The organism is Kitasatospora sp. NPDC048286 (genome assembly GCF_043201735.1).
Lineage (GTDB): Bacteria > Actinomycetota > Actinomycetes > Streptomycetales > Streptomycetaceae > Kitasatospora.
Window position 1 is genome coordinate 697,906 of sequence record NZ_JBICZE010000003.1, and the last position, 20,241, is coordinate 718,146.

Sequence of the window (20,241 nt, forward strand, 5' to 3'; positions counted from 1 at the left end):
GTGCCCGTCCCGGGTCCGTCGCACGGAGTATGACCATGATCACACCGAAACGAGGCTTACGTACTGACGTTCCCATCGCGTCTACCTGGACGGAGGAATCAGTCCCACGAGCGAATCGGAGACCGGACTGTGCGTGCTCAGCAAGACGGCGCCGCCGAGGAGGAGAAGTCCGGGTGCCGACGGCCCCGGAAGCGTCGCCCGTCCCCGCGGATCGACTACCCGCGCCGAGGCCGGCGCGGGGTCCGTCGCTGGCTCCCGTCCTGGCGGCAGCTGCTGTTCGTGGTCGGGACGGGGGCGACGGCGCTGACGGGCTGGCTGGTCTGGTTCTACGCCACCACCGCCGTCCCGGAGGACCTGAACGCCTTCGCCACCCAGCAGAACAACGTCTACTACTGGGCGGACGGCACCGAGATGGCGCGGATCGGCCCGACCAACCGGCAGGACGTGCCGCTCGACCAGGTTCCGGAGCCGGTGCGGTGGGCAGTGCTGGCGGCCGAGAACGAGACCTTCTACACCGACCCGGGCATCTCCGTGACCGGCATCGGCCGCGCGGTCATCCAGATGGTCAAGGGCGGCGACACCCAGGGCGGTTCCACCATCACCCAGCAGTACGTCAAGAACATCTACCTGAACCAGCGCCAGGACATGTCCCGCAAACTCAGCGAGATCGTCATCGCGATCAAGCTGGACGACCGGATGAGCAAGCAGGACATCCTGGCCGGCTACCTGAACACCAGCTGGTTCGGGCGCGGCAGTTACGGCATCGAGCGCGCCGCGGCGGCGTACTACGGCAAGGACGTGTCCCAGCTCGACCCGAGCGAAGGCGCTTTCCTGGCCGCCCTGTTGAAGGGCGCCGGGCAGTACGACCCGGGGGTCGGCCCGGAGAACCGCAAGCGGGCCGAGGAGCGCTGGTCCTGGATCCTGGACCGGATGGTGGAGGTGGGCAAGCTGTCCGCCGCCGAGCGCGCCCGGTACACGGTCTTTCCCGAGCCGAGGCCGCAGCCGAAGTCGGCGGGGCTGAGCGGCCAGATCGGCTACCTGGTCGACATGGCCCGCGCCTACGTGGAGAGCCACAGCGACATCACCCCGGCCCAGTTCGACCTCGGCGGCCACCAGATCCGCACCACCTTCGAGAAGCCGAAGGTCGACGCCCTGGTCGCCGCCGTCCAGGAGGGCAGCGCGGGGATCGACCCGGACAACCGGGAGTCCGACAAGCTCCTGAAGGTCGGCGCCGCCTCGGTCGCCCGGGACGGCCGGATCGTCGCCCTCTACGGCGGCCCCGACTACCTGAAGCAGGGCTTCAACAACGCCAACACCACGACCGTGCCGATCGGTTCGGCCTTCACCCCGGTGGTGTACGCGGCCGGGCTTGGCCAGGGAACGCAGCGCCAGCGGGGCGGCAACCGCACCCCGGTGACGCCCGCCACCACCTACAACGGCGACGACGGGGTGAACGTGATGACCCCGGAAGGGCCGTACTGGGGGCGGGACGGGAAGATCGTCAAGACCGCCAACGACGGCAAGCGGAACTGGGGCAACGTCACCCTGCGGAATGCCGTCGAGCAGTCCGTCAACGGGCCGCTGATGCAACTCGGCATGGACGTCGGCCTGGACCGGGTGCAGAACACCGCCACCGACCTCGGCCTGCTCCCCACCAGCCTGGGCGAACTCGTCCCTGCCCTCGCCGTCGGCAACTCCACCCCCAGCGCCGTCCGCACCGCCGACGCGTACGCCACCTTCGCCGCCGGCGGCACCCACACCGACCCCTACTCGGTGCTCGGCGTCTCCCGCAACGGCGTCCAACTCCCGCTGCGCCTGCCGGCCGCCGCCCAGGCGCTCACCCCGGCGGTCGCGGGAGAGGTGGACGCGGCACTCAAGGGCTCCGCCCGCGACGGGGCCGCCAAGTCGGTCGCCGAGGCGGGCCCGAACCTGGCCGGCAAACCCGGCACCACCGCGGACCGTACGGCAGGGTGGTTCGTCGGCTACAACGGGCAGCTGTCGACGGCGGTCACCGTGTTCCGCGCGGACCTGAAGGACATGAAGCTCCTCTCCCTCGAAGGCCTGGGCGGCGCCACCCCGGACACCTCCGACGCCGCCCTGCCGACCCGGATCTGGACCGCCTACATGAAGTCCCCGGCCACCCGGTAGCCCCGTCGGCCGCGGGGCCCGCGACCACGCGCACCTGACCCCCGTTCGTCCGTCACCAGGCCGGGGATCCCCGTCGGGCTCGTCTGTCAGTGCCGTCTGATAGACAGATACCGTGCCGTCATCTCCCGCCGTCCGGGCGGGACACACGGCACGGCCCGTCCGAACCAACCAACTCCCCGGCCTGTCCGGCGGGGAGTCGAACCGAGGAGGATCACGACGTGTCCGTCGTCGCCGTGTACGTTCCCGCTCCCTCGAAGCGGAACTTCGAGATCGGCCTGCGCGAGTCGATATGGGGCTGGAAGGAAGGGGCCGCCGGCAAGGCCGACACCCCGCGGGTGCTGGCCGCGTTGAAGCCCGGTGACTACATCCTGTTCGGCCACCGGGGGCCGAACGCCCGTGTCCCCCAGGGGGAGTGGGCCGACGCGGTGCTGCGCGAGCTGGCCGTCGCCCAGGTCACCGGAGCCGTGTACCGCGACGAAGCCACGGTCTGGCCCGACGACACCTACCCGGTGCGTGTCGCCCTGGACATCCTGGACCTCGAACTCGGCGTCGCCGGAGCGCAGCTCGGCGACGCGGCGATGGAGGCCTTCCGTCTCTCCGCCAACAAGCAGGGCGCCCCGGTCCCCGTGGCCGACCGCGAGGTCATGACCAGGCTGGTCGACTCCATCGAACAGCAGCCGGGCTCACCCGCCGGAGCGGCCATCGGGTCGGCGGCGGCCACCGTTCCCTGGCACGGGCCCGGTTCCTCGCAGAGCCAGGACCGCTACCTCGACCTGGGCGACAATCTGGACCGGCCCGTGGTCGCGCTCGCCCGCCGCGAACAGGCCCGACTGCGGCGGGCGAAGTTCAACGGCAGGAGCTCCATCCGGTGTGACATCTGCGGGCGGGAGCTGCCCCAGGGGCTCGTCCGCGCGGCACACGTGCGGAAGAGGTCGCAGTGCAACCTCGAGCAGCGCTCCCACCTGGCGAACCTGATGGCGGCCTGTGTGCTCGGCTGCGACGCTCTGTTCGAGGACGGCTTCATCCGGGTGTCCGTCGAAGGGCTCGTGGAGGTGTCGCAGAAGGGCGCGGCCTCCGCCGACCTGCTCGCCGCGGCGAGGACCCTCGAAGGACGGCAGTGCACCGCCCACACACCGGAGAGCGCGCAGTACTTCGACTGGCACTGGAACAACTCGGCCGGGCTTCCGGTGAGCGGGGCCTCCCAGACCGGATCGGAGGCAACGGACGACTGAGCAACCCCGTCCGGGCGCGGGCGTCCGGCGGTCCACGCCGCCGGGCTTCGCGCCCACTGGTGATGTCGGTCGGCGATGGTATTCATCGGTCATGTATGTACACCGGGGGATCATCGACGACGTGGCGCGGCAGGCCGCGCGGCCGGAGTTCGTGGACGCCTGCGTGGCCCGGTTCCGTGCCTTGCACGGCACGGCGCCAGGGGACGAGGAGACCGGCAGCTGGCGACGGAGCTGGCCCGTGCTGCTCGACGCGCTGGTGCGCGCAGGCCTGGGCGGCCTCGACCTCCTCCTGGAACTGTCGCTGCCGGGGACGGGTGAGCGCGTCGACGCGGCCGTTGTCGGGCAGGACGCGGACGGCGCCCTGACGGTCGTGGTCGTCGAGCTCAAGCAGTGGACCTGGGCGCGGCCCGCGCCGGGGCACCCGGGGATGCTGGAGGTCGGACGGCGGATCGTGCCGCACCCCGCCCGCCAGACCGGCGGATACGTCCACTACCTGCGGGACTGGGTCGACGGCGGGAACGGCGTACGGGCGAAGGGCACGGTGGTCCTGCACAACGCCCCCGCCGACCTGATCGGGCCCCTGCGGGAGATGGTGGCCCCTGATGCTCCGAGCGCGGAGTTCCCCCTGCTGGGCCGCGACGACCTCGCGGCCGGTGTACCCGCGGGCGAGCTCGCGGAACGGCTCGGCTGCGCCGGCCTGACGCCCGCGCAGGAAGACGCCGTCGATCGCCTCCTGGCGAGCGAGCACCGGCCCTCCGAACGCGTCCTGGAGCGGCTGGCCGCCAACATCGAGGGCCACAGCCGGTTCCGGCTGATCGGTGAACAGGACCGGGCCCGCCGGGCGATCCTGGACGCCGTCCACGAAGCCGCCGTCGACGACACCGGCGCAGCCGGGGACGGCAGGCCCGGCGGCATGGTCGTGGTCACCGGCGGGCCCGGTACCGGCAAGACGGCGATCGCCGCCCGGCTGATGGGCGAACTGTGCGGCATGCCCCGGCGCAACCCCCGCCTGTTGACCCCGTCCGGCACCCTCACCCGGCAGCTCCGGCGGCTGCTGCGCGAGGAGTCCCGCGGCCTCGTCGCGACGTTCAAGGACAGGACCCCGAGCGGGCTGGACAAGCGCAGCGTGGTCCTCCTCGACGAGGCCCACCGTGCCACCACCTACCCGAACCAACGCGGCGCCGGCTTTCCCATCGTTCTGCGCAACCTGCTGGACCGGGTCGGCGTCCTGGTCCTGTTCCTCGACGAGCGCCAGATCGTGCGGCCCACCGAAGGCCTCACCCTCGACGAACTGGCCCGCCATGCGCGCGAGTCCGGGGCGGCGTTCCGGCACGTCGACCTGGAGACCCAGTTCCGCTGCAACGGCTCCCAGGCCTACCACCGCTGGGTGGACCTCCTGTTCTCCCCGACCGGCGCCGCCCAGCCGTGGAGCGGCGGAAGCTACGACCTCGCGCTGGCCGCGGACCCGGATGAGCTCGCCTCCTGGGTCGACGGCCACACCGCGCGGGGTCGCAACGCCCGGATCACCGCAGGGTTCTGCTGGCCGTGGAACGCCGGGAACGTTCCGCCGCTGGAGCCCGAGGTCGCCATCCGGTGGCACGGACCGGACCGCGACGAGCGCTCGTGGGCCCGCCCCTGGAACCTGCGCGCTGACCAGCCGGTCCCCGGCTTTCCCGACGTCCCGGCCCGCCCCTACTGGGCGACCGACCGCGGCGGACACGACCAGGTCGGCTGTATCTACACTGCGCAGGGCCTCGAGTACGCCTTCGGTGCCGTCATCCTGGGCGGAGACCTGGTCCGCCGCGAAGGCCGCTGGACGGCCCGCCCCGAGGCCAGCCACGACGCCCGACAACTGCGGACCCTGCCACCCGCTCGCTACCTGCCGTACGCGCTGAACACCTACCGCGTCCTCGTGACCCGGGCGACCCACGGAACCCGCCTGTACTCCACCGACCCCGAAACACAGGCCTACCTCGCTTCCCTCCTGCCCGGTTCCTGAGAGCGGGCGGGCACGGGTATTTCCGTGGACCGGGTGCCGGGCGAGTGCCTACCCTCCGGGCAGGGCCGAGGGCGGGAGCGGTGATGGCTGTCCTGTACGTCGAGCTGGTCTGTGACGTGGAGCCCATCCGCGTCGTGGTGACCCATGCGGGGCCGCACGTGCTGGAGGTCGCGAAGGTCGTCAAGCGGCGGATCGGGCTCAGTCTGTGGCACGGCAAGGGCCTGCTGGGCCGGCTGCCTGCGACCATCCTCGTCGGCGTGACGTCGGACGTCGCGGAGGCCGCGGCGGACGAGCTCCGCGCGGCCGGGGCCACCGTCGAGGTGCGGTACTGAGCGACGGGACCAGGGCGTAGTCGTCCGCCCGGACGGCGGGAGCCCGCGGTTCCGGGGCGGAGGGCCGGTGGCTGCTGTTGATCAGTGCCCGGACTAGTGTCATGGTCGTGCCGCGGCCGGTGGGCGCCTCCCGGGCGGGCGGTGCCGGCGGGCCTCGGTGCGGACGTGAGCCCAGAGGGACTGAAGCGGATGAAGATGACGTTCGGGCTGTTGGGGCCCCTGGCGGTCGAGGTGGACTCGGTGCCGCAGGTGCTGCCGCGGGCCACCGTGTTGCGGGGGCTGCTGGGGGCGCTGCTGCTCGCGGAGGGGGAGCGGCTGCCGGTGGGGCGGCTGTTGGACCTGGTGTGGGCCGGGCAGGCGGACCGGGTCGGCCGGGGTGCGGTGCACACCGGGATGTCGCGGCTGCGGACCTGGCTCGGGGGCTTCGGGGACGAGAGCGTGGTGCTGGCGTCCGACGCGCAGGGGTACCGGCTGGTGACCGGGCCGGACGCGGTGGACCTCGGACGGTTCCGCAGGCTGGCCGCCGGAGGGGACCCGGTCGGGGCGATCGGGCTGCGGCGCGGCCCGGTGTTGGCCGGGCTGGAGCGGGTGAACCGGGAGGACCCGCTGGTCGCGTCCGTGGTGGACGAGGTGCGCGCCACCGTCCTGGCGCTGGCCCGGGCCGGCCTCGCCGCCGGAGCGCCGCGGCCGGCCGTGCCCGCCCTGACGGCGCTCGCCGAGGAGCATCCGTTCGACGAACCCGTGCAGGCCGCCCTGCTGGAGCTGTTGGCGGCGGACGGCTGGGCGGCCGAGGCATTGAGGCGCTTCCAGGCGCTGCGTCGGCGGCTGTCCGAGGAACTCGGGATCGAGCCGGGCGAACAGGTGCAGAACGTCTTCCTGGCGCTGCTGGCGCAGGACCGCGAAGGCACCCGTACGAGCCCGGGGTGCGCCCGCGTGCCCTCCCAACTACCGCGTGACATCCCGGACTTCACCGGGCGGGACGAGCAGGTGCGGCTCGTGCTGGACGCCCTGGCGGCCGGCCGGGTCCCGGTGATCGCCGGCATGGGCGGCATCGGCAAGACGGCGCTGGCCGTCCACACCGCCCACCGCGCCGCCGCCGACTACCCGGACGGCCGGCTGTACGCCGACCTGCGCGGGGCCGACGAGTCGCCCGCCGACCCGGCCGGCGTGCTGGCCGCCTTCCTGCGCGCCCTCGGTGCCGACCCCCGGGAGATCCCGGCCTCGCTGGAGGAGCGTTCCGCGCTCTACCGCACCCTGCTCGCCGGGCGCCGCGCCCTCGTCCTCCTCGACAACGCTGCCGGGGAGCAGCAGTTGGGCCCGCTGCTCCCCGGCACGCCGGCGGAGTGGGCCTGCGACCGGTCGCAGGCCCGCCCGGCGGTCCTCGTCACCAGCCGCGCCGCGCTCACGGCCCTGCCCGGCTCCCGGCTCGTCGACCTGCACGAACTCGACGCCGCCCACGCGCGGACGCTGCTGCGCCGCATCCTCGGGGAGCACCGGGTCGCCGCCGAGCCGGTGGCCGCCGCCCGGATCGTCGAGCTGTGCGGCGGCATGCCGCTGGCGGTCCGCATCGCCGGTGCCCGCCTGGCCGCCCGGCCGCGCTGGACCCTGGCCCGGCTCGCCCACCTGCTGCACGACGAACGGCGCCGGCTCGACGAACTGGCCGCCGGGAACCTGGCCGTACGGGCCGGCTTCGCCGTCGGCTACACCCGCCTCGCCGAGCCGACCCGCCGCACCTTCCGGCTGCTCGGGCTGCTCGACGCCCCCGACTTCGCGCCGTGGGCCGCGGCGGCGGCGGCCGACATCCCGCCGGAGCAGGCCGAGCGGCAGCTGGAGGAGCTGATCGACGCCCAACTCCTCCAGGAGACCGGCACGGAACCGCACCTGCGCTACCGCTTCCACGACCTCGTCCGGCTGTACGCGCGCGAGCACGCCGAGGCCGCGGACGAACCGGCCGCCCGCGCCGCCGCGCTCGAACGGGCCTTCGGCGCCTGGCTCTGGCTGGCCGAGCAGGCGGCCGACCAGGTGCCCGGGCCGTGCTTCGCGCCGATCCACGGCGCCGCGCCGCGCCACCCGATGCCGTCCGGCGTCGCGGCGGCGCTGCTGGACGACCCGACGGCCTGGTTCGACGCCGAGCAGCCGGCCCTGAACGCGAGCGCCCGGCAGGCCGCCGCGCTGCGCATGGTGCCGATGGCGTGGGAACTCGCCGCCTGCCAGGAGAAGTACTGCGACGTGCGCGGCCTGTACGACGAGTGGCGCACCACCCACCTGGCCGCCCTCCAGACCTGCCGGGCGGTCGGCGACGACCTGGGGACGGCCGTGCTCACCCGCGGCCTGATCGAGGTGACGACCTGGACCACCGCGGCCGACGGCTCCGGGGCGACCGTCGACCTGCCGGACGGCACCCAGACGATGGTCGCGCTGGACGACCGGGCGCGACACCTGCGAGGCCTGTTCGAGCAGGCCGGGGAACCGCGCGGGACCGCCGACGCCCTCGTCCTGACGGCCTGGAGCCTGGTGGCCCAGGGCCGCGAGCAGGAGGCCCTGGACGCCGCCCGGCAGGCCCTGGACCTCGCCACCGCCCACGACCACCCGGGCGGCGAGGCCCGGGCCCACCAGATCATCGCCATCGCCTACGGGGAGACGGACCCCGACCGCACGATCGAACACCTCACCGAGGCGCTGCGGGTGGCGCGGCTGATCGGCAACACCCGCTTCGAGGCGACCGCGATCCAGTTCCTCGGAGCCGCCCACGGCCGGGCCGGCCAGGTGGAGCGGGGCGGCGAGCTGCTCCTGCGCTCGCTCGCCATGGCCCGCTCGCTCAAGGACCGCTACGTGGAGGCGTTCTCGCTGCTCTACCTGGCGATGCTGTACGCGGCCACCGGCGACGACCGGGCCCGGGAGACGGCCGAGGCCGCGCTGGCCATCGCCCGCCGCTTCGACCTGGGGCACCACCTCGCCCAGGCCCTCGGCATCCTGGGGGAGCTGGACCTGGCGGCGGGGGACCACGCCTCGGCGGTCGGGCACCTGGAGGAGTCGGTGCTGGTGTGGCGCGCCCGCGGCTGGCGCTCCTTCCTCGCGGAGGCGCTCCGCGCGCTCGGCCGGGCGTACGAGGCGGCCGGGCTGGCCGAGTCGGCCGCGCGGGTGCTGGAGGAGGCGCGGGAGCTGAGCGACATCCGGTAGCCCGGCAGGGGCCGTACGGCACCGGGGCCGTACGGAGTGGCCGGCCGGCGGCCGAGGGGCGCCGCCCGTGGGCCGAGCGGTGAGCGATCGGTAAGCGAACGGTAAGGCGCCCCTGCCTAGGCTCGATCCCCACGGCACAGGACAGGCGTACGCACCCGGCCCCGGCCCGGTCGACGCGCCCGTCCCGTACGCACCGCATGGGCAGCCGGTCGGGTCCGCGCAGGGGACGGACCCGGCCGGAGGCGCGGCCAGTCGGTGCTGAGCCAGCGCCAGAGCCAGAGCCGCGCCGGAACATCCGGGGCGGCCGCTCGTGTCCACCCCCTATGATCGCGCCCCGGGGGGAAGGCCGCTGACCTGGTAGGACGCCGGTCGTGTCCGCTCCCTTTCGGCGACGCGGGCCCGCGCCGCCGGTCCGACGACCGGGAGACTACGACTCGGTGATACTCACTCAACGCCTGGGCCGCGGGCTGCTGGCCGGCGCCTCGGCGCTCGCGCTGGCACTGCTGCCCGCGGGCCTCGCACCCACCACGGCGGCCGCCGCCCCGACCGGCGCCCCCGCCGCTGCCCCGACCGGCGCCCCGGCCGGCGACGGATCCGGGCCGACGCCGGTGGACCTCGACACCACGCGTGCCTTCGCGGACACCTTCCAGCTGGACCCGGCCAGGGACACCGACCCGCTGTACGGGCTGAACGTCGGGCTCGAAGCCCGGCAGTCGGTTCCGGCCGGGCAGCACGGGATCTCCTACACCCGGGTCTCCGGCCGCTGGGACACCTCGGTCGCGCCCGACCAGTGGTTCGTCCAGACCAGTCATCCCAACTACCCCAACAAGCTGCTGTTCGCCAAGGGCGTCTCCGCGGTCATGCTCGGTGCGCCGGCCGTCGCGGACGGCACCGGGCACTACACCGTCTCGACGGTGATCGACCCCGTCGTCGGTGACACCGGCGGCAACGACTGGGGCTCGATCGTGCTGAGCCGCAGCCACCGCAGCAACGGCTACGTCACCGGTGGCGACGTCGACCTCGGACTGACCGTCAGCTCGCGCGGCGGGCTCGCCCTCTTCCACGGCGGCGGCGGTGAGACTCCGTTCTGGACCGGCACGGTGGCGCCCACGGCGCAGTACGCCGTCTCGCTGACCGTCTCCACCGGGGCCGACCGGGCCGTCACCCTGACGGTGAACGGCACCCCGTTCACCGTCTCGGCGCCGGCCGGGGTGACCCGCTGGCCGGGCAGCGAGTTCCTCTACCTCGGCGCCTACCTCACCAACCCGGACCGGTTCACCACCTTCGGCGACGGCGCCGGCCACGGGCTGAACGTCAGCAGGGTCGACACCGGGGCCACCCGCAGCGCCAAGCCGCTCGTCGACACCTTCGACGGCGCGCCCAACGCCACCGCCGACTTCGGGCTCAACCAGGATCTCAGCGCCCGCCAGCCGAGCCTGATCTCCGCGAACTACACCGCCGTCTCGGGCGTCAAGGGCCTGGCCCTCGACCCGCCGGCGGGCTCGGTGCAGGTCAACAGCCCGGCCCAGCCGAACGTGCTCTCCTTCCCCAAGGGCACCTCGGCCGTGCGTCTGAACAAGCCGGCCACCTCGGACGTCCCGACCGGCGCCTACACGGTGCACGCCGTGCTGACCCCGGTGGTCGGCAGCACCTCCGGCCAGGACTGGGCCTCCCTCGCCGTCAGCAACGCCTCGGGCGGCACGGGCGCCGTGGACGCCGAGGACGTCGCGCTCGGTCTGCGCGTCCAGTCCGACGGCGGGCTGACGCTCTTCCAGGGCGGCCGGTCGACCGTCCTGCCCACGGCCCCGGCGGCGGGCTCCTACGAGGTGTCGGTCGCGCTCAAGACGGACGAGCAGCGGGCGAGCGTGCTGGTCAACGGCGCGACGGTGTTCTCCGGCCGCACCGACGTCCAGCTGCCCCGCGACGGCTACGTCTCGCTCGGCGCCCACCACTCGGCGGCCGGCCAGGTCACCACGGTGGACGACCTGCGGATCTCCATGCTGGGCGGGCTCGGTTACTACGGATTCTTCGACATCCGGGACCCGGACTCGCCGAACAACGGCGTCAACCACGCGCCGGAGGTGGCGCAGTGGACCAACCTCAACAACTACCTGCGTGGCCAGGACCCCCGCCTGGAGTTCCTGGACCAGTGCCTGCCGGCCTCCTGCGTGATCGACGTCAACCAGGAGACGGTGATCCCGAACTCGCCGGGTGACTGGGCGGTCCACCCGAACCCGGACGCCGCGGAGAACCTCCGCAAGCTGGTGGAGCGCATCGGGCCGAACATCGACAAGATCGCCGCCGTGGACATGGCGGACGAGCCCTACTCGCACGGCATGGCCCCCGAGCAGGTCATGCTGCAGGCCAAGCAGATCCGGGCCGCGTTCCCGGACAAGACGCTGATCATGAGCCTCGACCGCTGGAACGCCGAGCAGACCGCGCCGATCCCACCCGAGGTCGACATCGTCGGCTTCGACCACTACTGCATGGGCCGCGGCCGGCTCCAGCCGCTGCTGGCGAACCTGAAGACGTTCCTCTCCTCGCCGGACCAGCACCTGATGCTCTTCCCGGAGTCCACCAACGAGTGGGGCGTCGCCGTGAACTGCTACCCCGACAGGACGGACGCGGACATCGCGGCGTACAACGCCGAGTACCGGGCGCTCGCCGCGCAGGACCCGCGCGTCGTCTACCTGCAGAACTTCCGCTGGCTGGGCCCCGACCAGCCGAACAAGGTGCCGCTGACCGTCGCGGCGCAGCAGCGGATCGGCAGGGCCGTGGTCAACGCCACGCCCACGCCGAAGCCCGCCTCGGCGGGCGTCTACCGGCGGTCCGACGGCAGCTTCGGCGAGGCCGCCCACAACGGCCGGTACACCGGGCAGACCGTGTTCGGCGGCGGCGGCGACGACGTCGTCCCGCTGACGGGCCACTGGAACGGTCCTGGCACCGACACCATCGGCGTCTACCACCGCGACACCGCGACCTTCCAGCTGTCGAACGACAACGCCACCGCGGCCGCCACCTTCCCGTTCGGGATCCCCGGTGACATCCCGCTGGTCGGCGACTGGAGCGGGCAGGGGCGGACCACGGTCGGTGTCTATCGGCCCAGCGACCAGTACTTCTACCTCTCCGACGACAACTCCACCGTCAAGTACCGGATCAAGCTGGGCAACCCGGGCTGGAAGCCGCTGGTCGGCGACTGGGACGGCAACGGCACCACCACCGTCGCCGTCTACGACCCGCAGACCCAGATCTTCTATCTGAACGACTCCAACCAGACGGAGCACGTGCGGCCGGGCGTCAAGTTCGGCAACCCCGACGACATTCCGGTCAAGGGCGACTGGGACGGCACCGGCAAGGAGACCATCGGCGTCTACCGGCCCGGCGACCAGACCTTCTACGGGGCCGCCGAGAACTCCGACCTGGTGATCTACCGTACGAAGTTCGGCAACCCGGGTGACGTCCCGCTGGTGGGCAACTGGGGCTGACGCCTCGTGTGACGTCCGACAGGCGCCCTCCCGACCGACCGCTCCGCGGCGTCGGGAGGGCGCCCTGCTGTTGCCGGACCTCCAGGGCGAGCCCCCGCCGGCACGGCGTCAGGTGATGTTCAGGTGATGTGCCGCAACAGCGCGGCGACGGCGGGCGGCGCCTCGCCGGGAGGCCGGACGACCATGACCTTCCAGGTCGGGGCGTGGCGCTCGAAGCGGTACCGGGGGAGGTCGGGGAAGCGGTCCGCGATCGACCTGGGCATGATGCAGACGCCCAGGTCGTTGCGGACCAACTCGGCGGCCGCCACGATGTCGTTCACCTCGAAGGTGGTGCTGCGGTCGACGCCCGCGGCGCGGAAGGCGCGGTCGACGGCGTGCCGGATGGCCCAGCCGGGGGTGAAGTCCACCAGGGGCAGCCGGGCGACGTCGGCGAGGGTGACCTCGCCGTCCGGGGTGGCCCCGGCGAGCACCCGTCGGGGCGCCGCGAGCAGCACCATGGACTCGCGGGACAGCAGTCTGGTGGTGAGGCCGCGCTGCTGCTGGCGGTCGAGCGCCACCACGGCCAGGTCGACGGTGCCCTCGCGCAGTGCCTGGCGGATGTCGGCGACGGCGGCCTGGCGCAGGTGCACCACGACGCCGGGGTGTTCGGCGCGCAGGGCGGCCAGGGCGTGGTGGAGGCCGGCCCAGACGCCCTGCATGGTGCCGACGGTCACCCGGCCGCGCAACTGCCCGCGGGCCGCGTCGACGGCTTCCCGGGCGAGTTCGGCGGCCCGCAGCGTCGCGCGGGCGGCGGGGACGAAGGCCTCGCCGGCGGGGGTGAGGGCGACGCGGTGGGTGGTGCGGTCGAACAGTGGGGTGCCGAGTTCGCGTTCGAGGGCGCGGACGGTACCGGACACGGAGGACTGGACGACGTGCAGCCGCCGTGCCGCCGCGGTGAAGCCGCCGGTGTCCGCCACCGCGACCACGACCTCCATCTGCCGCAGATCCATCGTCCACTCCCGGTTGGGCCGTACGCCGCCCGGTGCGGGGGCGGCGAGGGCTGTCGATCTTCACGCATCGTATGCGGAGGGCGGTGCCGCCCGAGGGCGAGCGGCGGGCGGCCCGGCACGCGGCGCCGGCCCGTCCTCGGTTGCTCGGTGCGGGGAAGGCCAGCGCCGGTTCGCTCCCGGTCACGCGTTCGCGGTGCCGGGTTCGGCGGCCGCGCCCTGGCGGCGTTCGGTGGTCCAGTAGAGCAGGGCGAGCAGGGGCAGGGCGGTGCCGAGGGTGGCGACGCCGGTCCAGCCCCAGGCGTGGTAGACGACGGAGCCGAGTTCGGATCCGGCTGCTCCGCCGACGAAGAACATGGCGATGAAGGCGCTGTTGAGGCGGGCCCGGGCGGCCGGGTCGAGCGCGTAGACGGTGTGCTGGCCGAGGATCAGGCTGGCCTGCACGGCCATGTCGATGAGGACGGCGGCGAGGGCGAGCAGGACGACGCTGTGGCCGCCGAAGCCGGCGAGCGCGAAGGAGACGGCGGCGACGGCGAAGGCGATGCCGGTCATGCGGCGGGTCAGCCCGTGGTCGGCCCAGTGCCCGGCGAACGGGGCGACGGCCGCTCCGGCCGCGCCGACGAGGGCGAACAGGCCGACGCCGACCGCGGAGTAGTGGAAGTGGGGGCCGGTCAGGACGAAGGAGACGGTGGTCCAGAAGGCGCTGAAGGCGGCGAACATCGCGGCCTGGTAGAGGCCGCGGCGCAGCAGGGCGGGGTGGGTGCGCACCAGCCGGACGGTGGAGCGCAGGACGTGGTGGTACGGGATGGTGGTGGTCGGGGCGTGCGCGGGCAGGGCGGCGCGCAGGGCCACGCCGAGGACGGCCATCAGGACGGCGGAGCCGAGGAAGACGGTGCGCCAGCCGGCGACGTCGGAGACCAGGCTGCTGAGGGTGCGGGAGAGCAGGATGCCGGTGAGTAGTCCGCTCATCACCCGGCCGACGATCCGGCCGCGGGCGTGGTCGGGGGCGAGGCTCGCGGCGAACGGGACGAGGACCTGGGCGACGACGGAGGTGGCGCCGCTGACGAGGGAGGCGATCAGCAGCATCGGGAAGCTGGTGGCGAGCCCGGCGGCGACGAGGGCGAGGGTGGTGACCGTCAGCAGGGCGGTGATGAGGTTGCGCTTCTCCAGCCGGTCGCCGAGCGGGACGAGGAAGAGCATGCCGATCACGTAGCCGACCTGGGTGAGGGTGATCAGGGCCCCGGTGGTGGCGGTGCTGGTGTGGAAGACCCCGCTCAGCGTGGAGAGCAGGGGCTGGGCGTAGTAGAGGTTGGCGACCGTCATGCCGGAGGCGACGGCCAGCAGCGCTATCAGCCAGCCCGGTACGCCGTGGGGGGCGTCGGCGGGTGCGGACCGGCGCGCGGCGGTCGGGAGGTCGGACGAGGCGGACATGGGGCACCTTCTCGAAGCAGTGGGCCGGGGTCGGCCGGCACGGGCGGGGCGGTGACGGCAGCCTCCTCGCTGCCGTCACACGGGTGCGAGCGCCGGTCCGTGTCCGCTGCTTCCCCGTCCGGGGCGATGCTTCGGAATGTCAGTCATCTCGATCGGAGATGACCGTGGGAGCCCTGCCGCCGGGCCGTGCGCGGTTTCCGGATCCGGCCCGCGCCGCCCGGGCCCGTCACTTGACCAGGCGGGACCAGTCGGCCGGCTGGGCGGGGTCGAGTTGGCGGAGCTTGTCGAGGACGGCCGGGTCCTGGGCGTCGAGCCAGTCGGCGACCTGGCGGAAGGAGGCGCAGCGGACGCCCTCGCGCTTGCAGACGCTCTTCATCACGTCCTCGACGGCCTGCATGTAGATGCCGCCGTTCCAGTCCTCGAAGTGGTTGCCGATGAACAGCGGGGCGCGGCTGCCGTTGTAGACGCGTTCGAAGCCGGCGAGGTAGCTGTCGCGGGTCTCCTTCTCCCAGGTGTCGTACTTCCTGGGGTCGCCCTTGGTGGTGTTTCCGGACTGGTTGGCCAGGAAGTTGAAGTCCATCGAGAGGCTCTGGGTCGACTTCCCAGAGTAGGGGAGCATCTGGAGCGGGAAGTTCCAGATGCCGTCCTTCCTGGTGGGCCAGACCTGGAACTCGCCGGGGGAGCTGGCGTCGTAGCGGAAGTTCGTGGCCTTCTCGGCCGGCAGCAGGTTCTTCTGGCCCTCCAGGCAGGGGGCGCGGCCGCCGACCAGTTCCTTGGTGTAGTCGAAGGGGAGCGGCGGGAGGTCCTTGAAGCCGGTGTTGGTCTTCCAGTTGGTGACGAAGGAGATGGCCTGGTCGAGTTCGCTCTTCCACTCCTCGGTGCTCCACTCGCCGCCGCCCTTGGCGTTGCAGAAGTGCCCGTTGAAGTGGGTGCCGATCTCGTTGCCGTCCTGCCAGGCGAGGCGCAGCTGTTCCAGGGTGTCCTTGATGTGGGGGTCGGTGGCGTAGTCGATGGAGGCGTCGCCGGGCTTGTGCTGCGGGGGTTTGTAGAGCGTGCTCTTGGACTTGGGGAGGGTGTAGAGGCCGCTCAGGAAGAAGGTCATCTGGGCGTTGTTCTCCACGCCGAGCTTGCGGAAGCGGGAGAACATGCGCTCGTCGCCCTCCAGCGCCCCGTCCCAGGAGAAGACGACGAACTGCGGCGGCTTCTCGCCGGGCTTGAGCCGCTCGGGCGTGGGCTGCTTGGGCTGCGGGCCGGTGTAGGAGGTGGAGCCGTCGCCGAGCACCTTGACCTGGCCGTCCCAGGTGGGGGTGGGAGCGGGCGGCGGCGGGGCCGGGGCCTCGGTGGTGCTGCTCGGGGTGGGGCTGGACGGGGTGGTGCCGGTGGCGGTCGTGGGTCTGCTCGTCGTGTCGGAGCATCCGGTCGCCAGGGCGGAGGCCCCGAGGACCCCCATCGCCAGCAGGATGGCCGAGCCGCGAGCAGTCCGCACAGGACCCCCTTTTCCCTGATGTCTGATCAGGAAGTATTCGGAAGACGATCGATGAATGCGATCATCAGAACATTTTTGAGCGTCAAGGTCGAACCGCTCCAGGGGCGGTGTGGCAGCGGCCCGTCCGGCGCGATCGGCGGTGGTAACGACGTCTACGGGGTCGCGGGGCCCCGGGGTTCATGCCATTGACAGCGGACCTTCCGGGTTGAATGCTAAGCAAGCGCTTAGTCAATGATCCGCCTCCCCGAGGAGCCGCCCGATGGCCGAGACCCCCGTCGACCCGCCCGGCCTGGACCTGGCCCGTCTCCGGGCCCACCTGGACCGCGAGCTGCCCGGGATCCTCCAGGGGCCGCTGCGGGCCGACCTCGTCGAAGGGGGCCGCTCGAACCTCACGTACGTGCTGAGCGACGGCGCCTCCCGCGCCGTCCTGCGGCGCCCGCCGCTCGGGCACGTCCTCGCCACCGCGCACGACATGGGCCGCGAGTACCGCGTGATGACCGCCCTGCGCGACACCGGCGTCCCCGTGCCCCGCACCCTGCTGCTCGACCCGGACACCGACACCCTCGGCGCCCCCTGGTACCTCATGGAGTACGTCCCCGGCACCGCCCACCGGGACGCCGCGCCGCTGGCCGCCCTCGGCGAGCAGCGGGTGCGCGCGCTCGGCACCAGGCTGGTCGACACCCTCGCCACCCTGCACCGGATCGACCCCGCCGCCGTCGGCCTCGCCGACTTCGGGCACCCCGAGGGCTACCTGGAGCGCCAGCTGCGCCGCTGGTCCAAGCAGCTCGCCGCCTCCCGCAGCCGCGAACTGCCGGACCTGGACCGGCTGTACGACCTCCTCGGCCGGCGGCTGCCCGTCTCGCCCGCGCCCGCCCTCGTCCACGGGGACTACCGGCTGGACAACGTCCTGGTCGACGACGCCGACGACATCGCCGCCGTCCTGGACTGGGAGATGTCCACCCTCGGCGACCCGCTCACCGACATCGGCCTCCTGGTGATGTACACCGAACTCGCGGGCGTCGGCGGCGGCATCATCCCCTCCGCCATGACCGCCCCCGGCTTCCCCGAGCCCGACGAGATCGTCTCCTCCTACGCCGACGCGACCGGCCGCCGGGCGGAGGACCTCGACTGGTACGTCGCCTTCGCCTCGTTCAAACTCGCCGCCGTCGCCGAGGGCATCCACTTCCGCTTCCAGCAGGGCCGCACCCTGGGCACCGGCTTCGAGCGCGCCGGCGAGATGGCGCCGGTCCTCGCCCGGCACGGCCTGAGCACCCTCAAGGAGAACTGAGCACCGATGGACTTCGCCTACGACGCCCGGACCAACGAACTCCGCGAACAGCTGCTCGCCTTCATGGCCGAGCACGTGTACCCCGCCGAGCCCGTCCTCGCCGCCCAACTCGCCGACCGGGCCCGCGACCCGTGGGCCATTCCGCCCGTCGTCGCCGACCTCCAGGCCGAGGCCCGCAAGCAGAACCTCTGGAACCTGTTCTTTGTGGACAAGCACAGCCTGCCGGGCGAGCCGGGCGCCGGCCTCACCAACCTCCAGTACGCCCCGCTCGCCGAAATCACCGGCCGCAGCATCCAGTTGGCCCCGCCCGCGCTCAACTGCGCGGCGCCCGACACCGGCAACATGGAGCTGCTCGCCCAGTTCGGCAGCCCCGAGCAGCGCGAGCGCTGGCTGCGCCCGCTGCTGGCCGGCGAGATCCGCTCCGCCTTCGCGATGACCGAGCCCGAGGTCGCCTCCTCGGACGCCACCAACATCGCCACCCGGATCGAGCGGGACGGCGACGAGTACGTCGTCAACGGCCGCAAGTGGTACATCACCGGTGCGATGAACCCCGACTGCCGGATCCTGATCGTGATGGGCAAGACCGACCCGGACGCCGAACCGCACCGCCGACAGAGCATGGTGCTCGTCCCGCGCGACACCCCGGGCGTGACCGTGCGGCGCGGCATGACGGTCTTCGGGTACGACGACGCCGACCACGGCGGCCACGCCGAGGTGCTGTTCGAGGACGTCCGCGTCCCGGTGGAGAACCTGATCGGCGAGGAGGGCACGGGCTTCGCCATCGCGCAGGCCCGGCTCGGCCCCGGCCGCATCCACCACTGCATGCGCGCCATCGGCATCGCCGAGCGGGCGCTGGAGCTGATGTGCCGTCGGGCCAACGAGCGGGTGGCGTTCGGGAAGCCGCTGGCCGAGCAGGGCGTGGTGCAGGACTGGATCGCCGAGTCCCGGGTACGGATCGAGCAGCTGCGGCTGCTGGTGCTGAAGACCGCCTGGCTGATGGACACCGTCGGCAACCGCGGTGCGCACACCGAGATCCAGGCCATCAAGATCGCCACCCCGCGCACCGTGGAGTGGATCCTCGACAAGGCCGTCCAGGCCCACGGCGCGGCCGGCGTCAGCCAGGACACCCCGCTCGCCCAGCTCTGGGCCGGCAACCGCACCCTGCGGCTCGCCGACGGCCCGGACGAGGTACACAAGCGCTCGCTGGCCCGCAGGGAGCTGCGGCAGTACCGGCGCTGACCCGTAGGGGTGTGACACCGGGGTATTCAGGGACCGGTTGGCCCCCTGGTATGACGGCCGCGGCCCGTCGCCGACCGTAGTGTCCTGCGTGTTCGATCGATCGGAACACGGAGGGGACACCATGGGCATTCCGGGACGGGCCGTGGCGGCGGTGGTACTGGCGGCGGCTGCGGCGGTGGGCACGATCGGCACGGCCGGAGCGGCCACGCCGACCGGCGGCGGCACCGGGACCGACGGCGGCACCGGGCGGCAGGCCCGGGCCTGGCTGCCGGAACCCAGCGGGCCGTACCCGATCGGGACCACCGCGCTGCACCTCACCGACGCCGGACGGGAGGACCCCTGGCACCCCGGACAGCGGCGCGAGCTGATGATCAGCCTCTGGTACCCGACCTCCCACCCGGCCGCCGGCGACGACCGCGCCCCCTACATGGAGCCCGCCGCCGGCCGGCACTTCGACGGCCCGGACGGCGTCGGCCTGCTCAACTACGGCACCGAGCCCGGCCGCACCGACTGGTCGGCCATCCGCACCCACGCCCGCAGGGACGCCCCGGCACTGGCCGGCGGCCCGCGCCCGGTCGTGCTCTACTCGCCCGGGCTCGGTGACCCGCGCACCTGGGGGACGGCGCTGGTCGAGGACCTCGCCTCACGCGGCTACGTGGTGGTCACCGTCGACCACACCTACGAGGCCTCCGAAGTCGCCTTCCCCGGCGGCGACCTGGCCCCCTCGGTGCTCCCCGGCATGCTCGGTCAGCCCGGCCTGGACATCGGCGCCGTGCTGCGCAAGGCGATGGACACCCGGGTGGCCGACACCCGCTTCGTACTGGACCGACTGGACCGACTCGCCGTACTGGGCGGGCGCCCCGGTCTGCCCGCCGGGCTCGCCGGGGCCCTCGACCTCGGCCGGATCGGCATGGTCGGCCAGTCGGCGGGCGGCTTCACCGCCCTGCAGACCATGCACGACGACCCGCGGATCACCGCCGGCGTCAACATGGACGGGCAGCTGCACTTCCCCGGCCCCGACGGCCACACCGGCGTCTTCCTTCCCAGCGTCGCCGAGGACGGCCTGGACCGGCCGTTCCTGCTGATGGGCACCGGCAGCGACGACTCCGGCAGCTACCGCGACCAGCCCGGCTGGAACGCCCTGTGGCAGCACAGCACCGGCTGGCGCGCTGACGTCACCCTCACCGGTTCCCGCCACGGCTCGTACACCGACGGCCAGCCGCTGCTGCCGCAGCTCGCCCGGCAGGGCGTGCTCAGCGCCGATCAACTGCGCAGGGACGTCGGCGACATCCGCTCCGGGCGCGCCGAACTCGCCACCCGCTCCTACGTGGCGTCCTTCTTCGACCGCTGGCTGCGCGGCCAGGACGACCACCTGCTGGACGGCCCCTCGGCGCGCTTCCCGGAGATGGCCTACGAGCGGTAGCGGGCCGGGTGA

At 73.1% G+C, this 20,241-nt stretch carries 12 protein-coding genes; 9 read left to right on the forward strand and 3 right to left on the reverse strand.

Annotated features, from left to right (window positions below; all coding sequences use genetic code 11):
- The first annotated feature begins 129 nt into the window (after nt 1-129).
- The 6 genes from ACGF13_RS10375 (at nt 130) to ACGF13_RS10400 (ending at nt 12,376) form a co-directional block, all read left to right on the forward strand.
- Nucleotides 130-2,148, forward strand: coding sequence for a transglycosylase domain-containing protein (locus tag ACGF13_RS10375; RefSeq protein ID WP_392871451.1), 2,019 nt, complete (start codon nt 130-132; stop codon nt 2,146-2,148).
- Nucleotides 2,149-2,366: 218 nt separating this feature from the next.
- Nucleotides 2,367-3,380 carry a hypothetical protein gene (locus tag ACGF13_RS10380; RefSeq protein ID WP_392871454.1) on the forward strand — a complete coding sequence of 338 codons (1,014 nt, stop codon included), beginning with the start codon at nt 2,367-2,369 and terminating at the stop codon, nt 3,378-3,380.
- 91 nt (nt 3,381-3,471) lie between these two features.
- Nucleotides 3,472-5,379 (forward strand): DNA/RNA helicase domain-containing protein, encoded by a 1,908-nt coding sequence (locus tag ACGF13_RS10385; RefSeq protein WP_392871457.1) that lies wholly within the window; start codon nt 3,472-3,474, stop codon nt 5,377-5,379.
- Nucleotides 5,380-5,462: 83 nt separating this feature from the next.
- Nucleotides 5,463-5,711 (forward strand): ribosomal protein L7/L12, encoded by a 249-nt coding sequence (locus tag ACGF13_RS10390; protein WP_392871460.1) that lies wholly within the window; start codon nt 5,463-5,465, stop codon nt 5,709-5,711.
- 189 nt (nt 5,712-5,900) lie between these two features.
- Complete coding sequence (locus ACGF13_RS10395; protein WP_392871464.1) at nt 5,901-8,891, forward strand: ATP-binding protein; 2,991 nt, start codon at nt 5,901-5,903, stop codon at nt 8,889-8,891.
- A gap of 437 nt (nt 8,892-9,328) precedes the next feature.
- On the forward strand, nt 9,329-12,376 hold the full coding sequence (locus tag ACGF13_RS10400; RefSeq protein WP_392871467.1) for a hypothetical protein: 3,048 nt from the start codon (nt 9,329-9,331) through the stop codon (nt 12,374-12,376).
- Nucleotides 12,377-12,495: 119 nt separating this feature from the next.
- Here the strand turns inward: ACGF13_RS10400 and ACGF13_RS10405 are convergent, their stop codons facing one another.
- The 3 genes from ACGF13_RS10405 to ACGF13_RS10415 form a co-directional block, all read right to left on the reverse strand.
- On the reverse strand, nt 12,496-13,365 hold the full coding sequence (locus ACGF13_RS10405; RefSeq protein ID WP_392871469.1) for a LysR family transcriptional regulator: 870 nt from the start codon (nt 13,363-13,365) through the stop codon (nt 12,496-12,498).
- Between the two features lie 180 nt (nt 13,366-13,545).
- Nucleotides 13,546-14,793 carry an MFS transporter gene (locus tag ACGF13_RS10410; RefSeq protein ID WP_392871471.1) on the reverse strand — a complete coding sequence of 416 codons (1,248 nt, stop codon included), beginning with the start codon at nt 14,791-14,793 and terminating at the stop codon, nt 13,546-13,548.
- A 226-nt stretch (nt 14,794-15,019) separates the two neighbouring features.
- Nucleotides 15,020-16,243, reverse strand: a complete 1,224-nt coding sequence (locus ACGF13_RS10415) for a hypothetical protein (RefSeq protein WP_392871686.1) — start codon at nt 16,241-16,243, stop codon at nt 15,020-15,022.
- A gap of 295 nt (nt 16,244-16,538) precedes the next feature.
- Here ACGF13_RS10415 and ACGF13_RS10420 point away from each other — a divergent pair, with 295 nt between their 5' ends.
- The 3 genes from ACGF13_RS10420 to ACGF13_RS10430 all read left to right on the forward strand — a co-directional run bounded on the left by ACGF13_RS10420 (nt 16,539) and on the right by ACGF13_RS10430 (nt 20,229).
- Nucleotides 16,539-17,567, forward strand: coding sequence for a phosphotransferase family protein (locus ACGF13_RS10420; RefSeq protein WP_392871474.1), 1,029 nt, complete (start codon nt 16,539-16,541; stop codon nt 17,565-17,567).
- Nucleotides 17,568-17,573: 6 nt separating this feature from the next.
- On the forward strand, nt 17,574-18,806 hold the full coding sequence (locus tag ACGF13_RS10425; RefSeq protein WP_392871477.1) for an acyl-CoA dehydrogenase family protein: 1,233 nt from the start codon (nt 17,574-17,576) through the stop codon (nt 18,804-18,806).
- A gap of 121 nt (nt 18,807-18,927) precedes the next feature.
- Entirely contained in the window at nt 18,928-20,229 is a 1,302-nt protein-coding gene (locus ACGF13_RS10430) for an alpha/beta hydrolase family protein (RefSeq protein WP_392871480.1), read from the forward strand.
- Nucleotides 20,230-20,241 lie beyond the last annotated feature (12 nt).

Excerpts from the sequence above, each read along its gene's own strand:
- ACGF13_RS10385 (WP_392871457.1), top strand. The coding sequence starts at position 3,472 with ATGTATGTACACCGGGGGATCATCGACGACGTGGCGCGGCAGGCCGCG.
- ACGF13_RS10390 (WP_392871460.1), top strand. The coding sequence starts at position 5,463 with ATGGCTGTCCTGTACGTCGAGCTGGTCTGTGACGTGGAGCCCATCCGC.
- ACGF13_RS10395 (WP_392871464.1), top strand. The coding sequence starts at position 5,901 with ATGAAGATGACGTTCGGGCTGTTGGGGCCCCTGGCGGTCGAGGTGGAC.
- ACGF13_RS10405 (WP_392871469.1), bottom strand. The coding sequence starts at position 13,365 with ATGGATCTGCGGCAGATGGAGGTCGTGGTCGCGGTGGCGGACACCGGC.
- ACGF13_RS10410 (WP_392871471.1), bottom strand. The coding sequence starts at position 14,793 with ATGTCCGCCTCGTCCGACCTCCCGACCGCCGCGCGCCGGTCCGCACCC.
- ACGF13_RS10415 (WP_392871686.1), bottom strand. The coding sequence starts at position 16,243 with ATGGGGGTCCTCGGGGCCTCCGCCCTGGCGACCGGATGCTCCGACACG.
- ACGF13_RS10420 (WP_392871474.1), top strand. The coding sequence starts at position 16,539 with ATGGCCGAGACCCCCGTCGACCCGCCCGGCCTGGACCTGGCCCGTCTC.
- ACGF13_RS10425 (WP_392871477.1), top strand. The coding sequence starts at position 17,574 with ATGGACTTCGCCTACGACGCCCGGACCAACGAACTCCGCGAACAGCTG.
- ACGF13_RS10430 (WP_392871480.1), top strand. The coding sequence starts at position 18,928 with ATGGGCATTCCGGGACGGGCCGTGGCGGCGGTGGTACTGGCGGCGGCT.